The organism is Anoxybacillus thermarum (genome assembly GCF_000836725.1).
Lineage (GTDB): Bacteria > Bacillota > Bacilli > Bacillales > Anoxybacillaceae > Anoxybacillus > Anoxybacillus thermarum.
The window spans coordinates 1-15,870 of sequence record NZ_JXTH01000059.1; the positions used below are offsets into that span (position 1 = coordinate 1).

The following is a 15,870-nucleotide window of genomic DNA, read 5'->3' on the forward strand; positions in this document are numbered from 1 at the left end:
CTCCAAAAGGGCCGCCAACAAGACAGCGAACACCTTTTGAAGAGTTCTGACTAATTGTTCCTCCAGCTCTTTTAATAAAGGCCATTCTGTGGTAAAATGTTTCATGGACTCTCTCCCTCCTGTTTTATTGATGTTGGTCATCACCATCATAGCAGGGAGAGAGTCCTTTTTGCATGACATTTGCTTTTTTCTACCGCGCTTCGCTTGGTGGCCCCGACGAGCGTCGCGAACAAAAGTTCGCAACCCTCGTCGGGGAATCATTCCTGAATGTCACCCACAAATATTTTACTCACACAAACATCCAATATGTTTTTATCGTCTCTTTCTGATCGAGATGATAAAATGAGGATGAAGGGAGATGGCATGAATGGAGATGCAATTAACGCAAAAGCAAGAGCTGAAAATTGCGCTGACGAAAGAGCTTGTGCAGGCGATCGAACTTTTACAATATTCAACGTTAGAGCTTCAATCGCTTTTACATGAACAGGCGCTTGAAAATCCATTTATTGAGCTAAAGGAACGAAAGCGAAATGAGCGTACAGACAGCATGCGCTACATTGAAAATGTAAGCGTTTTTAATCATTCGCTCGCTTCCCATTTGCAGGCCCAACTCGTCGGCATGCGGTTATGTAACGAGCAAAAAAAAGCGCTTGATTATTTAATTGCGTCGCTCGATGAATCGGGTTATTTGCATACGACGGTTGCGGAGACTGCTTGCCATCTTCAATTGGAAGAAACGGTTGTGTCAAAAGCTCTCCATATATTACGTTCACTCGATCCAGCAGGGGTAGGGGCGGAAAATTTGTCACATTGTTTATATTTACAACTCATTCGTCTTCCAGAAAGAGATGAGTTAGCGGAGACAATTGTCACGGAGTATTTTGAGCCGTTTGTCACTAAAAAGTGGAAAAAAATAAAAGCGAAACTAGGTGTGGAATTAAGCGATTTACAACGAGTGTGGGAACTCATTCGCACGCTTCATCCACGTCCGGGAAGTTTATATAATGATGAGCAAATGACGTACATTTTACCGGATGTCATCGTGTCATACGATAACGGCACATGGACCGTGACGATGAATGAGGAAATCGTTCCAACGGTTGTATGGAATGAATCGTATGAACGAAAAATACAGGCGGACGATCCGTATGTTCGAAAATATATCGAAGAAAAAAGGCAGCAGTTTCAATGGATTCAGCGGTGTTTAACACAACGGGCGGCGACGATAGAGAAAATTACGCTCGAGTTAATCGATAAACAACGCGATTATTTTGAAAAAGGTTCGCACCATATGAAACCGCTCACGATGCGTGATGTTGCTGCTTCATTACACATGCATGAATCGACAGTTAGTCGTGCAGTAAAAAATAAATATATGCAAACGCCTCATGGGTTAATTGAAATGCGCCGCTTTTTTACTAGTGGTGTGGATGATGCGTCGCAAGAAAAAGTAAAAAGTTTAATTGCTGAACTCATTAAACAAGAAAATAGCCAAAAACCTCTTTCTGACCAAAATATTGCTGATTTACTTGAACAACGTTACAATATTTGTGTTGCAAGGCGGACGGTTGCAAAATATCGCGAACAGCTTCACATTCCGCCAGCTTCGAAACGAAAGCAATATGCATAGAGGGGACAAAACATGAAAGTGATCGTATATTCGAAAGAAAATTGCTGTCTTTGTGATGAGGCGAAAGCGATTCTTCGTGAGTTGCAAGTGGAATGGGAAGAAGTCGATATTTACAAAGATGAGCAATTGCTTGAACAGTATCATCTTATCATTCCAGTCATTGAAGTCGATGGAGAAATGGTGGCATATGGCCGTATTCACAAAGATGTCATAAGAAAGCGGTTGCAACAAAAACGAAGCAGTTGAATAACGTTTCACTTCCTGTTACAATAAAGATGTGGCAGGGGTGAATTTTTTTACACAAAGTGGGACACAATACGTCATAGCGGGACTTAAAACGTCCAAATAGAGAAAAAAAGTGAGTAAAAAGGAAGAAAAGAGCATGCGACAATGGATTGATGTTCAACGAAAATTGTTGCCTGATCTTCTCGCGATTATGCAAAAACGGTATGAAATTTTGCAACATATTCGGTTAATGCAACCGATCGGACGGCGAACGTTGTCGCTCAACTTAGGCATTAGCGAGCGCGTCTTGCGGTCGGAAGTACAGTTTTTAAAAGAGCAACATTTACTCGATATTACAGCTGCAGGCATGAGCGTTACAGCTGAAGGAAATGATGTGCTCATGCAAATGGAAGATATGATGCGAGAAGTATTAGGGCTGAAAGAATTAGAAAGAAAATTAAAAAAGAAACTTCCTGTCGAAGACGTCATTGTCGTTGCTGGTGATAGCGACCAGTCTCCTTGGGTAAAAAGAGAGATGGGAAGAGCTTGTGTCTCACGAATAAAACATGCGCTAACAGGGAATGACATTGTTGCGGTGACGGGTGGAACAACCCTTGCTGCTGTTGCCGAAATGATGACACCTGACGCTAAATACCGCGATGTGCTGTTCGTTCCAGCGCGCGGTGGACTTGGAGAAGATGTAACAAACCAAGCAAACACGATTTGTGCGCGCATGGCTGAAAAAGCAATGGGACATTATCGTTTGTTACATGTTCCTGACCAGCTAAGTGCTGAAACGTATCAATCGATTATTGAAGAACCTGCGATTCGAGAAGTGCTTGAATTAATTAAATCATCAACGATCGTCATTCACGGAATTGGCGATGCGAAAACGATGGCAGAACGAAGAAAAACGCCGCCAGAAGAAATGCAAAAAATTGAACAAAACGAAGCGGTGGCGGAAGCGTTTGGGTATTACTTTAATCAGGACGGGGACGTCGTGCATAAAGTAAATACAGTTGGCATTCAGCTCGAAGATGTACGCCACGTTCCTTGCGTGATCGCGGTTGCAGGGGGAGCTTCAAAAGCAAAAGCAATTCAAGCGTATATAAAGCAGGCAAATCAGTGCATCTTAATTACAGATGAAGGTGCAGCAAAACGGTTAGTACGGGATGATTCATCCCTCTAAAATATATCCTTACAATTCCAAAGGAGGACAAAAACGATGGCAGTAAAAATTGGTATTAACGGTTTTGGTCGTATCGGCCGCAACGTATTCCGCGCAGCATTAAAAAATCCTGAAATTGAAGTAGTAGCAGTAAACGACTTAACAGATGCAAAAACGTTAGCACATCTTTTAAAATATGACTCTGTTCACGGCACATTAGATGCAGAAGTGTCTGTAAACGGCAATAACATCGTTGTAAACGGAAAAGAAATTATCGTAAAAGCAGAACGCGACCCAGCAAACTTAGGATGGGGCGATCTGGGTGTTGACATCGTTGTTGAATCAACAGGACGCTTCACAAAACGTGAAGATGCAGCGAAACATTTAGAAGCAGGTGCGAAAAAAGTAATCATTTCTGCACCAGCGACAAACGAAGACATTACAATCGTGATGGGCGTAAACCAAGACAAATATGACCCAGCAAACCATCATGTGATTTCAAACGCATCTTGTACAACAAACTGCTTAGCGCCATTTGCAAAAGTATTGCATGAAAAATTCGGTATTATCCGCGGGATGATGACAACTGTTCACGCATATACAAACGACCAACAAATTCTTGACTTACCACATAAAGATTTACGTCGTGCGCGCGCAGCAGCGGAATCAATCATTCCAACATCAACAGGTGCAGCGAAAGCCGTAGCACTTGTATTGCCTGAATTAAAAGGAAAATTAAACGGTATGGCAATGCGCGTACCAACACCAAACGTATCTGTTGTTGACCTTGTTGCTGAACTCGAAAAAGAAGTAACAGTGGAAGAAGTAAACGCAGCATTAAAAGCAGCGGCAGAAGGTGAATTAAAAGGGATCTTAGCTTACAGCGAAGAGCCACTTGTTTCTCGTGACTACAACGGTTCAACAGCTTCTTCAACAATTGATGCGCTTTCAACAATGGTTATGGAAGGTCGCATGGTGAAAGTTCTTTCTTGGTACGACAACGAAACAGGATACTCTCACCGCGTCGTTGACCTTGCTGCATACATTGCGTCAAAAGGTTTATAATTTTTTGGATTGTTTGCCCAAAACGGTTTATAATAAATAGTTGGACATACCGAGAAGGGGAGCGGGGATCATCCCCACTCCCTTTCTATGTATCACACGAATAAGGAGGCCTTTCCATGAACAAAAAAACCGTCCGTGACATTGATGTGAAAGGGAAACGTGTATTTTGCCGCGTCGATTTTAACGTGCCAATGCAAAACGGTGTCGTCACTGACGATACACGCATTCGCGCCGCGCTCCCAACGATCCAATATTTAATGGAACAAGGAGCGAAAGTCATTTTAGCGAGCCACCTTGGTCGTCCGAAAGGAAAAGTTGTTGAAGAGATGCGCTTAAATGCTGTGGCAGAACGTTTAAGTGAATTGCTTGGCAAGCGCGTCGTGAAAACAGATGAAGCGTATGGCGATGCAGTGAAAGCTGCGATTGCTGAAATGAATGAAGGCGATGTGTTATTGCTTGAAAACGTACGTTTTTATCCAGGTGAAGAGAAAAACGATCCAGAGTTAGCGAAAGCATTTGCGGAACTGGCAGATGTATATGTAAACGACGCGTTTGGTGCAGCACATCGCGCGCATGCATCGACAGAAGGCATTGCTCACCATTTGCCTGCGGTAGCTGGATTCTTAATGGAAAAAGAAATTGAAGTGTTAGGAAAGGCGCTATCTAATCCAGATCGTCCGTTTACGGCAATCATTGGTGGGGCGAAAGTAAAAGATAAAATTGGCGTGATCGAAAACTTATTAGACAAAGTTGATAATTTAATTATCGGTGGCGGATTAGCGTACACATTTGTGAAGGCGCTCGGTCATGAAATCGGAAAATCATTGTTAGAGGAAGATAAAATCGAGTTAGCAAAATCATTCATGGAAAAAGCAAAAGAAAAAGGCGTGAACTTCTACATGCCTGTTGATGCAGTTGTAGCTGACGATTTCTCAAACGATGCGAACAAAAAAGTAGTGAACATCGATGAAATTCCGAGCGACTGGGAAGGGCTTGACATCGGTCCGAAAACACGTGAATTGTATCGCGACGTCATTTTAAAATCAAAACTCGTCATTTGGAATGGTCCAATGGGCGTATTCGAGATGGATGCGTTTGCCGAAGGGACAAAAGCGGTTGCTCAAGCTCTTGCCGATGCGAAAGATACATATACGGTCATCGGTGGCGGCGACTCGGCAGCAGCGGTTGAAAAGTTCGGACTTGCAGACAAAATGGATCACATTTCTACAGGTGGCGGTGCGTCGCTTGAATTTATGGAAGGAAAACAACTTCCAGGTGTCGTCGCGTTAAACGATAAGTAAGAAAGGGGATTAAAGCGATGCGAAAGCCGATTATTGCAGGCAACTGGAAAATGCATAAGACGTTAAACGAAGCGCTCCAATTCGTTGAAGAAGTGAAACAGTCTGTTCCTTCCAATGAACAAGTCGATACAGTTGTATGTGCACCAGCGCTCTTTTTAGCGCATTTAGTGGAAGCGACAAAAGGAACGAACGTGAAAATTGGTGCACAAAATATGCATTTTGAAGATCAAGGCGCGTTCACAGGCGAAATTAGTCCCGTGGCGTTGAAAGATCTCGGCGTCGAGTATGTCATCATCGGACATTCCGAGCGCCGTGAGATGTTTGCGGAAACTGATGAAACAGTAAATAAAAAAGTACTTGCTGCGTTTAAACATGGGCTCGTACCAATTGTTTGTTGCGGAGAGACGTTAGAAGAACGCGAAAGCAACCGTACAAACGAAGTGGTTAGTGCACAAGTGAAAAAAGCGCTTGAAGGCTTAACGGAAGAACAAGTAAAGCAAGTCGTTATCGCCTATGAGCCGATTTGGGCGATTGGAACAGGAAAATCGTCCACAGCTGACGATGCGAACAACGTATGCGGCTACATTCGTCAAGTAATCGCGAATCAATTTTCGCAAGCTGCGGCCGATGCTGTACGCATTCAATATGGCGGCAGCGTAAAGCCGGAAAATATCGCTGCATTTTTAGCAGAGGAGCACATTGACGGTGCCCTCGTTGGCGGTGCAAGCTTACAACCACAATCGTTTTTACAACTCGTGGAGGCAGGAAAATGAGCAAAAAACCAGTAGCACTAATTATTTTAGACGGCTTTGCTCTTCGTGAAGAAACGTTCGGTAACGCAGTTGCACAAGCGAAAAAGCCGAACTTCGATCGGTATTGGAACGAATATCCGCATGCGACATTGACAGCTTGCGGCGAAGCAGTAGGTTTACCGGAAGGACAAATGGGGAACTCAGAAGTCGGCCATTTAAATATCGGAGCTGGACGCATTGTGTATCAAAGTTTAACGCGTGTCAATATCGCTATTCGCGAAGGTGAGTTTGAGCGCAATGAAACGTTTTTAGCGGCGATGGATCACGTGAAAAAGCATGGAACGAATTTACACATTTTCGGTCTTCTTTCTGACGGTGGTGTGCATAGCCACATTAACCATTTGTTCGCTTTGTTGAAACTCGCCGCAAAAGAAGGAGTAAAAAACGTTTATATTCATGGCTTTTTAGATGGACGTGATGTCGGTCCGCAAACGGCGAAAACGTACATTCAACAGCTAAATGAGCAAATCGAACAAATCGGGGTTGGTGAAATCGCCACGATATCTGGCCGTTATTACTCGATGGATCGCGATAAGCGTTGGGAGCGCGTTGAGAAAGCGTATCGTGCGATGGTATATGGCGAAGGCCCATCGTATCGTGATCCGCTTGCTTGCATCGATGATTCTTACGCAAATGGCATTTATGATGAATTCGTATTGCCGTCTGTTATCGTTCGTGAAGATGGATCACCAGTTGCGACAATTCAAGATAACGATGCAGTCATTTTCTACAACTTCCGTCCTGACCGTGCGATTCAAATTTCAAATACGTTCACGAACGATGATTTCCGTTCATTCGATCGCGGACCGAAACATCCGAAAAACTTATTTTTCGTATGCTTGACACACTTTAGTGAAACAGTAAAAGGGTACGTGGCATTTAAGCCAACGAACCTTGACAATACGCTCGGCGAAGTATTATCGCAAAACGGGTTAAAACAGCTGCGCATTGCTGAAACGGAAAAATATCCGCACGTCACATTTTTTATGAGCGGCGGACGGGAAGAGAAGTTCCCTGGTGAAGAGCGTATTTTAATCGACTCGCCAAAAGTGGCGACATACGATTTAAAACCAGAAATGAGCGCATACGAAGTGACAGAAGCGCTATTAAAAGAAATTGAAGCAGACAAATTTGCTGCGATTATTTTAAACTATGCAAATCCTGACATGGTTGGTCATTCTGGAAAATTAGAGCCAACGATTCGAGCGGTTGAAGCAGTCGATGAATGTTTAGGAAAAGTCGTTGATGCGATTATCGAAAAAGGCGGCATTGCAATCATTACTGCGGATCACGGAAATGCAGATGAAGTCGTCAATCCAGACGGCAGTCCGAATACAGCACACACGACAAATCCGGTGCCTGTCATCGTGACGAAAAAAGGCATCACGCTTCGTCAAGACGGCATTTTAGGCGACTTAGCGCCAACGATGCTTGATTTACTCGGCTTGCAACAGCCGAAAGAAATGACAGGAAAAACATTAATTCAAAAATAAACTAAAGGAGAGATGAACAATGCCAACAATTATCGATATTTACGCTCGCGAAGTGTTAGATTCTCGCGGTAATCCGACAGTAGAAGTAGAAGTATACACAGAATCTGGTGCGTTTGGACGCGCGCTTGTGCCAAGCGGCGCCTCAACAGGTGAATATGAGGCAGTGGAATTGCGCGATGGCGACAAAGAGCGTTATCTTGGCAAAGGTGTATTACAAGCGGTGAAGAACGTAAATGAAGTGATCGCGCCAGCGTTAATCGGCAGCTACGATGTAACAGAACAAGTAGCGATCGATCGTGCATTAATCGCTTTAGACGGTACAGAAAACAAAGGGAAATTAGGAGCAAACGCCATTCTTGGTGTATCGATGGCTGTTGCGCGCGCAGCTGCTGACTACTTAGGCATTCCTTTATATCAATATTTAGGTGGCTTTAACGCAAAAACGTTGCCAGTGCCAATGATGAACATTTTAAACGGCGGTGCGCATGCAGATAACAACGTAGATATTCAAGAATTTATGATTATGCCAGTTGGCGCACCAAACTTCCGCGAAGCGCTTCGTATGGGTGCGGAAATTTTCCATAGCTTAAAATCTGTATTAAAAGCAAAAGGCTACAATACAGCCGTTGGTGATGAGGGTGGATTCGCTCCAAACTTAAAATCAAACGAAGAAGCGCTTGAAACAATTATCGAAGCGATTGAAAAAGCAGGCTACAAACCAGGTACAGAAGTGATGCTTGCGATGGACGTTGCTTCTTCTGAGCTTTACAATAAAGAGACGGGCAAATACCATTTAGAAGGCGAAGGCGTTGTGAAAACGTCAGAAGAAATGGTTGCTTGGTATGAAGAACTTGTCAACAAATATCCGATCATTTCGATCGAAGACGGCTTAGATGAGAACGACTGGGCTGGTCATAAGTTATTAACAGAACGCCTTGGCAAAAAAGTGCAACTCGTCGGTGACGACTTATTCGTAACAAATACGAAAAAATTAGCACAAGGTATTGAGCAAGGTGTCAGCAACTCGATCTTAATTAAAGTAAACCAAATCGGTACATTAACAGAAACATTTGAAGCGATTGAAATGGCGAAACGCGCAGGTTACACAGCGGTTATTTCTCACCGTTCTGGTGAAACAGAAGATAGCACAATCGCCGACATCGCAGTAGCAACAAACGCTGGTCAAATTAAAACAGGTGCACCTTCACGTACAGACCGCGTTGCAAAATACAACCAATTGCTTCGCATCGAAGATCAATTAGGTGAAACAGCGGTATACGATGGAGTAAAAACGTTCTACAACTTGAAGAAGTAATAGATGAAGGATGCCTCATGTGGGCATCCTTTATTTCTAGTTTTTTCTCTTCTTTTGGATATATTGTATTACAATTACGATAAATATGAGAAAAAGTAGCACATCAATAATCCAATCGAGAGAGTATGTTTTTAAAAAATCCTTTGCGGTACTTTTTATGACTAATAATAAAATACTAACGATTAACCCTATCATAACACCTGTCATGGTAGTAAATATAATTTTTGCTTTATTCATTTTGTTTTTGTAGTTTGTTGAAAGTTCAGACTAGACAAATGAGTGCTTCTCATGGTCAACAAGTTAAGGAAGCAGCAACATTTGTCACAGTCCTAAAATATTAGAATTTATTTCGTGTATTGTCAATTGGCAAATACATCAAAATATGCGAAATTGGAACTCAATCTAAAAGATTTGTCCTCGGTGGATTCATCAGTAGGCGCAGTTAATGTCTCATTGTACTTTTCTTGAATAAAGTGTAATCAAATCCTCCAAAAAAATCATTAATTGTTCATCTACTCCTCACATTTCTCATAGCGGGATGATCTTACAAAACAATTGAAAAAAACAACCGTTATCGCTATTGTCTGAAAGGTTAAGTGATAAAATCGATTTCTGTCGAACAATGACGAAATTTGTTTGTCGAAAAATATTGTGAGTATGTTTTTTATAGCATAAAATCTCCTCATGCAGCTCGAATTAGACAACTTAGGATTGATAAGGAGAGAAAACATGAGGCATCTAAGAACATGGTTTGTTTGGTGGTTAGTATTTTTATTAGTTTTTACGAGTATTCCTATGGAGGGATTGGCGGAGTTCGTCTATTCTAAATCTGACAATGCGATGAAACAATCACCTCTTAAAGTACCAGAAGCGCCCAGCATAAACTTGAAGCCGGGAGAGCTGATAGGGGAACGAACAGAGAATACGAAAGTGTATTACAATGGTGATGGTACGTTTACCAGAAAAATTTTCTTTGAACCGATTCATATTAAGAAAAAGAACGAAAAACAATTTGAGGAAGTTTCCACTTTCTTCATCGACCATCCCAATCATGTTCAAGCAGAGAATACGATTTTGGAACCTCGTTTTTACAAGAAAATGGTGGATGGAGAATATGCAAAATTTCTGTATAATGAATATTCCATTTCTTATTCTATTTTAGAAGCATCAGGGAATGGACTGAAGCCGATTCAAGCGAAAGATGTTCCCGCTATTTATAAGAAAAAAGACAATAAGATGGCTCTTCACCGAAAGTTGTACTTGACTATTTCAGAACACGCCTTCTCTGTACTTATAAGGAAAAATCAGTAAATCAGATTTTTCGTACACGGCGGCTCAAGAAAATCCCCCGCTTGTCAAGTACATGTTGTGGTGATGAACCAATAAGATTGTGCATAAAAATATTTTTCCAAATATAGACTTGCAAAATATCGTATTTAACGAATCAACGAAAGAAGATTTAGTTCTTCACTCTTTTACGGGCTATCACATTTTCAAATTTCGTTTGAAAACCGATTTGCATGCCAATATTCAAGACGATGGATCGATTTTATTTACAAACAAAGAAAATGAAAAAGTATTTGAACTCCCTAAACCATTTATGGTCGATTCGAATATCGACGAACACTCGGGAGAAGCACAGCGCTCGGAAAATGTAACATACGAACTTCAACAGGATGATCAAGGGTATATTTTAACGGTTAAAGCTGATCCGCAGTGGTTGAAAGATCCGAAGCGCGTCTATCCGGTTTATATTGACCCTAGCACTTCTGTTGCTATTGCTACCGATGCATTTGTCATGAGCGCCTACCCGACGACTAACTATGGTTCTGCATCAAGTAAATGGGATTCGGCGCAAGGACAATATGTGTTAAAAGTCGGTTATTATGATGGAACGACAGGGACTTGTTACGGATTTTTAAATCCTGATATATCAAATATCGAAAATATGAATGTGACGAGTGCCACATTCAACGTGTATGTGACACACTCATACTATGCAACAACAGCAACCGGCTTATGGTTAGATGCGGTCAATGGTTCATGGTCTGCGAGCACCTTAACATGGAATAATAAACCCCCTTCCACGAACATTGGTAAAGTCGATGTGGCAAGAGACCAATGGGCGCAATTTGATGTGACGAACACCGTCAAAGCGTGGGCATCAGGGACCAAACCAAACTATGGATTGAAACTCCATACGAATGGAAATGGACAAACGTATTGGAAAAAAGTTGTTTCCACCACGAATAGCAGTTATAAACCATATTTGTCTGTTACGTATACGATACCCGTTCCCAATACGCCGACAGGAACGGCCTTCAGCAATGGGGATGGCACAGGATATATCAATTTATCATGGGATCGGGTTCCTGGCGCTGTGGGTTATAAAGTTTGGATTTATAACGGGAAATCATATGAAGCGTTTGATGTAGGCAATGTTACTTCCTGGAGTACAAAAGGGAAAAAAATCTGGCCGACCCCTTCTGAAATTAGTGCCGGAAGATACGATCTGCATCAAGATCAGTTAGGGACGGAGTTGGCTGTCGATCCTTCCCCAGTCTATCGAAATTCAGGCGGAAGCTATCCAAACAGCAAGAACTACTGGTTCCGAGTCAGTGCGATTTTTCCTCAAGGCGAAAGCGCCATGTCAGGCGCGTACATGCCGACCATTCCGAATTTGGCAAAACCATCTGCTCCGACGGGGGTAAGTTATACAAACGGAAATGGAACAGGATATATCGATCTCAAATGGAATCCTGTGAGTGGAGCGACGGGGTATAAAATTTGGATTTTTAACGGTTCCTACTATGAATCGTTAGATGTCGGGAACGTCACTTCTTGGACAACGAAAAACAAAAAGTACTGGCCAACATCTACGGAAATTCAAGCAGGTAGATATAAGTTGCATGTAAACGATGGTCTTGGCACAGAATTAGCTGTTGATCCGTCCCCGGTCTATGCCAATGCAGGAACAAAATACGCAACGGCTACCAACTACTGGATTCGAGTAAGTGCCTATAACTCTCAAGGGGAAACCGTCTTTTCGGATGCGTATATGCCTAGTATTCCAGATTTGCCAGTGCCATCAGCGCCTTCCGGATTTGCTTACAGCAATCAATCGGGGAGCAACTCTGGCTATGTCATGTTAAACTGGGATAAGATTCCTGGAGCGACAGGGTATAAAGTGTGGATTTTCAATGGACTTTACTATGAAGCATTTGATGTAGGAGACGTGGACCATTGGACGACACAAAATAAAGGAATTTGGCCGACCCCCGAAGAAATCGAACAAGGGAATTCTAGTACTTTAACGCTGCATCATGATGGAAAAGGATTAGAACTACCGAGAGATCCTTCGCCAATGTATGCGAAAATGGGGACCAAATACGCGACAAGCCCCCATTACTACTTCCGACTCAGCGCCTACAATGCGGATGGGGAAACGGTATTTTCCAGCAATGCCTTGACGGTGAACATTCCGGAGGCGAATGAGTATTTAGGAAAAGAAGAGTACTGGTCGATCATTGATGTGCCGTATGGGAGCGTCAATGCCGCTACGGGTAATCTCATGATAGATGAACAAGATGTTTCGATTTCAGGTAGGGGGCTAGGACTTGGTCTATCCAGAACCTACAATAGCTTGTCTCCATGGACCGGTTTATTCGGAAAAGGCTGGCACAGCGATGCGGAAATGAATATCGTCGCGCAAGGAAATGAAGCGCGATTGACGGATGAAGACGGGACGCTTCACATATTTATGAAACGAGCCGACGGAACATACCAAGCGCCAACCGGTGTTTATTTGGAGCTAAGCGAGACCGCCACTGAGTGGATCGTGAAATCGAAAGATCAAACGAAAATGTATTTTAATAAAAGCGATGGCAAGTTAACCAAAATGGTCGACGGTCATGGAAACGCAACGACGTACGGTTATTCGAATGGAAAGCTTACGTCGATTACGGACGCATCGGGAAGAAAATTAGACATTCAGTATCGTCCAGACGGAAAGATCGAAAAAATCATAGGCCCGATGAATCGGACGGTGACATATGGCTACACGAATGATTTGTTAACGACGGTGACTCAGGCGGGCGGAGAAGTGACAAGATATGAATACAATGAGATTGATCGTCTAGTCAAAGTATTCGAGCCGACACATACGGAGGATCAGCCAGTTGTCAATCAGTTCGTGTACGACGGCGACAGGCTTAGTCAAGTACGTGATTCCGAAGGCCATGTATACACATTGACCTATGATCCAACGGAACGGCGATTGCTCATACAAAAGCCGAATGGCCGCAAAACTCAATATACTTTCAACGAGGCTGGTAACCCGATTGAGGTTGTGGATGACGTAGGCGGCTTAAATATTACAACGAAATATGTGTATGAAGGCAACAATTTAAAGGAATCATACGATCCGAATGATGTTGGGGCCACTACACCGACGGAATCATATACGTACGATGCGAATGGAAATGTGTTAACAGCGAAGGATAGCTATGGGACCGAAATCTACCAGTATAATCCAAATAACGATGTCATCTCCATGACAGATACAGAAGGCGACAAGACAACGGTTGCGTATGATGGCTTAAATCCAGTATCCGAAACCGATCAATCGGGAAAAACGTCTTCTGTAGCGAAGTACGATTCCTATGGAAATGTGATTGAAGAAAGTGACGCATTGGGCAGTGCGACCAATTTACTCTCTAATCACGGCTTTGAACAGGGAACGACCGCTTGGACTGTGCTTCGTTCGTATGATTCCGGGCAGTTACAGGAAGATACGAATGTTTATAATGGGTTGACGGGACGAAAAACGTTAAAAATCACAGTGAATTCGACGTCGCCTAGTGCAGAAGCCGGTTATGTGGCCGCTACGCAAGAAATTGCGGTAAAACCGAATGCGACATACACATTAAGTGGAAAAATCAAAACAAATTTAACGAAAGCCAGTGCGTTCTTTAATGTTGAATTTTTAGATAGCCAAAATCGTCGAATTTCTTGGACGGACAATCGTTATAGTCAATTGGTAGGCACAAGACCTTGGACAGAGCGGCAAGTGACGTTTACCACTCCTTCGAATGCAGCCAAAATTCGCGTCTATTTAGAGGTCGATCATAAGTCTCCAGATGCTTCCGGAGAAGCCTGGTTTGATAATGTTCAATTGGAAGAAGCGCAGGTTTCTTCCAGCTACAACCCAGTTGTAAATAGTAGTTTTGAAGGAACCACCACGAATTGGAGTGGAACAGGAGGAAGCGTAGATAATACGGAGTCGTTCGACGGGGCTTACTCTCTCAAAATATCGAGAACTAGCACCACACAATCAGCTAGTGAATATAAGCAGACGGTGATCGTAGGGCAAACTTCAAGTGATACGCCGCTTCGTCTGACACTCACAGGTCTTTCCAAAGCGCAGGATGTCAAAGCCAACGGTACCGTGAGTGCAAGCGATTATTCCATTACGGCTAAAGTATACTTTGTGGATGGAACGACCCAAACGTATACCGCTGATTTTCCGATCGGCACGCAAGATTGGAATCGTGCGGCTATTTCGATCCATCCGTCGAAGCCGATTGACAAGGTGGACGTATCCGCTATGTTCCGCGGAAACTACACAGGAACGGTCTGGTTTGACGCCATTCGCTTGATGGAAGGCAACGTCGTAACGAAAAACAAGTATGACGCAAATGGCAACTATGTTGAGGAAGAAACAGATGAAGCCGGGTATGTCACGAAAAAGAAGTATGATGCTGTAGGAAATCTAGTAAGCGAGTACGATAAGAAAGGAAACCAAAAAGAGTACACGTATGATGCATCGAATCGTTTAAAACAGCTCCTATTGGCGAATGGAACGTCCGTCAACTATGATTATGACGCGAATGGCAATATGACTTCCAAAGTCATTCAAACGAGTGGCGGTCAGTCACAAGAATTTCGTTATTCTTATGATAAGATGGGAAAACTTATTAAAACCGTCGGTCCGTTGAATGATGTGACAACGAATGAATATAATGCCAACGGAAATAAAATCAAAACGGTTTTGCCGAAAGGAAACACGATTCAATGGACGTATGACGGGGCCGAAAGAGTCAAAACTGTTTCCTACAACAACGTCCCATATTACGAATTTAGTTATGATAAAAACGGAAACGAACTTTCTGTTCAATATCTAAAAGACGGCACCACCAAAACGAGAACATTTGATAAAGCGAATCGGCTGGTGGAACTGTCGGACCGTGGCGGGCTGCAAAAATGGCTGTACCCAACCACATCGGATAAATTACAACAGTTCATGTTCTCACATGGGTCCTTTAGCCAAACGATCAATTACCAATATAATGCATTGGATCAAAATACGGTCGTCCAAGATGGAACGTATACGTATCGCTTTGACTATGACGAGAGAGGAAACGTTCGTACCTTCACGACAGGAAACGGAGCCGGTTCGACCTTTACGTATGATGACCGCGGCCTCGTGGAAAGCGTTTCGATCGGTACGGCGGACGGAAAAGAAATTTTATCGGAAACGTACCGTTACGATGAAAACGGCAACCGGACGAAAGTGGAATCCCCAACGGGGGAAACGACCGTCTACCGTTACGATGCCCTAGACCAATTAGTGGAAGAGCAGCTTCCAGATGGCACGAAAGTCGAATATGCCTATGACGGATTCGGCAATCGGAAGCAAATCGTGAAAACGAAAGATGGGCAGTCGACGACGACCAATGCCGATTATAACGCTGCCAATCAGCTCATTCGTTTTGGAAACGAATCGATCACATATGATGCCAACGGCAACCGTCTCGAAGATGGAAAATATCAATACGAATGGAACGAAGCGGACCAATTGGT

The 15,870-nt window shown here is 43.1% G+C and carries 10 protein-coding genes; all 10 read left to right on the forward strand.

Annotation, left to right across the window (positions count from 1 at the left end; all coding sequences use genetic code 11):
* The first annotated feature begins 367 nt into the window (after window positions 1-367).
* On the forward strand, window positions 368-1,630 hold the full coding sequence (rpoN, locus tag LH47_RS11980; RefSeq protein WP_043967831.1) for an RNA polymerase factor sigma-54: 1,263 nt from the start codon (window positions 368-370) through the stop codon (window positions 1,628-1,630).
* Window positions 1,631-1,642: 12 nt separating this feature from the next.
* Entirely contained in the window at window positions 1,643-1,876 is a 234-nt protein-coding gene (locus LH47_RS11985) for a glutaredoxin family protein (RefSeq protein WP_043967833.1), read from the forward strand.
* 136 nt (window positions 1,877-2,012) lie between these two features.
* Window positions 2,013-3,044, forward strand: coding sequence for a sugar-binding transcriptional regulator (locus LH47_RS11990; RefSeq protein ID WP_043967835.1), 1,032 nt, complete (start codon window positions 2,013-2,015; stop codon window positions 3,042-3,044).
* Between the two features lie 36 nt (window positions 3,045-3,080).
* On the forward strand, window positions 3,081-4,088 hold the full coding sequence (gene gap / locus LH47_RS11995; protein WP_009362289.1) for a type I glyceraldehyde-3-phosphate dehydrogenase: 1,008 nt from the start codon (window positions 3,081-3,083) through the stop codon (window positions 4,086-4,088).
* 116 nt (window positions 4,089-4,204) lie between these two features.
* The gene (locus LH47_RS12000; RefSeq protein WP_043967836.1) at window positions 4,205-5,389 is read left to right on the forward strand and encodes a phosphoglycerate kinase; all 1,185 of its coding nucleotides are present in this window, start codon (window positions 4,205-4,207) and stop codon (window positions 5,387-5,389) included.
* A 17-nt stretch (window positions 5,390-5,406) separates the two neighbouring features.
* Window positions 5,407-6,162 carry a triose-phosphate isomerase gene (tpiA, locus tag LH47_RS12005; RefSeq protein WP_003397292.1) on the forward strand — a complete coding sequence of 252 codons (756 nt, stop codon included), beginning with the start codon at window positions 5,407-5,409 and terminating at the stop codon, window positions 6,160-6,162.
* A complete protein-coding gene (gpmI, locus tag LH47_RS12010) occupies window positions 6,159-7,694 on the forward strand; it encodes a 2,3-bisphosphoglycerate-independent phosphoglycerate mutase (RefSeq protein ID WP_043967838.1) in 1,536 nt (511 codons plus the stop codon). The genes tpiA and gpmI overlap by 4 nt, the downstream gene beginning before the upstream one ends.
* Window positions 7,695-7,713: 19 nt before the next feature.
* Window positions 7,714-9,009, forward strand: a complete 1,296-nt coding sequence (gene eno, locus LH47_RS12015; protein ID WP_043967840.1) for a phosphopyruvate hydratase — start codon at window positions 7,714-7,716, stop codon at window positions 9,007-9,009.
* A gap of 729 nt (window positions 9,010-9,738) precedes the next feature.
* On the forward strand, window positions 9,739-10,320 hold the full coding sequence (locus tag LH47_RS12020; protein WP_043967842.1) for a hypothetical protein: 582 nt from the start codon (window positions 9,739-9,741) through the stop codon (window positions 10,318-10,320).
* Window positions 10,321-10,609: 289 nt separating this feature from the next.
* Window positions 10,610-15,870: DNRLRE domain-containing protein (locus LH47_RS12025; RefSeq protein WP_052585048.1), on the forward strand; the 5,261-nt coding region annotated here is incomplete at its 3' end.

Coding starts and splice junctions, on each gene's coding strand:
- rpoN (WP_043967831.1), top strand. CDS start 368: ATGGAGATGCAATTAACGCAAAAGCAAGAGCTGAAAATTGCGCTGACG.
- LH47_RS11985 (WP_043967833.1), top strand. CDS start 1,643: ATGAAAGTGATCGTATATTCGAAAGAAAATTGCTGTCTTTGTGATGAG.
- LH47_RS11990 (WP_043967835.1), top strand. CDS start 2,013: ATGCGACAATGGATTGATGTTCAACGAAAATTGTTGCCTGATCTTCTC.
- gap (WP_009362289.1), top strand. CDS start 3,081: ATGGCAGTAAAAATTGGTATTAACGGTTTTGGTCGTATCGGCCGCAAC.
- LH47_RS12000 (WP_043967836.1), top strand. CDS start 4,205: ATGAACAAAAAAACCGTCCGTGACATTGATGTGAAAGGGAAACGTGTA.
- tpiA (WP_003397292.1), top strand. CDS start 5,407: ATGCGAAAGCCGATTATTGCAGGCAACTGGAAAATGCATAAGACGTTA.
- gpmI (WP_043967838.1), top strand. CDS start 6,159: ATGAGCAAAAAACCAGTAGCACTAATTATTTTAGACGGCTTTGCTCTT.
- eno (WP_043967840.1), top strand. CDS start 7,714: ATGCCAACAATTATCGATATTTACGCTCGCGAAGTGTTAGATTCTCGC.
- LH47_RS12020 (WP_043967842.1), top strand. CDS start 9,739: ATGAGGCATCTAAGAACATGGTTTGTTTGGTGGTTAGTATTTTTATTA.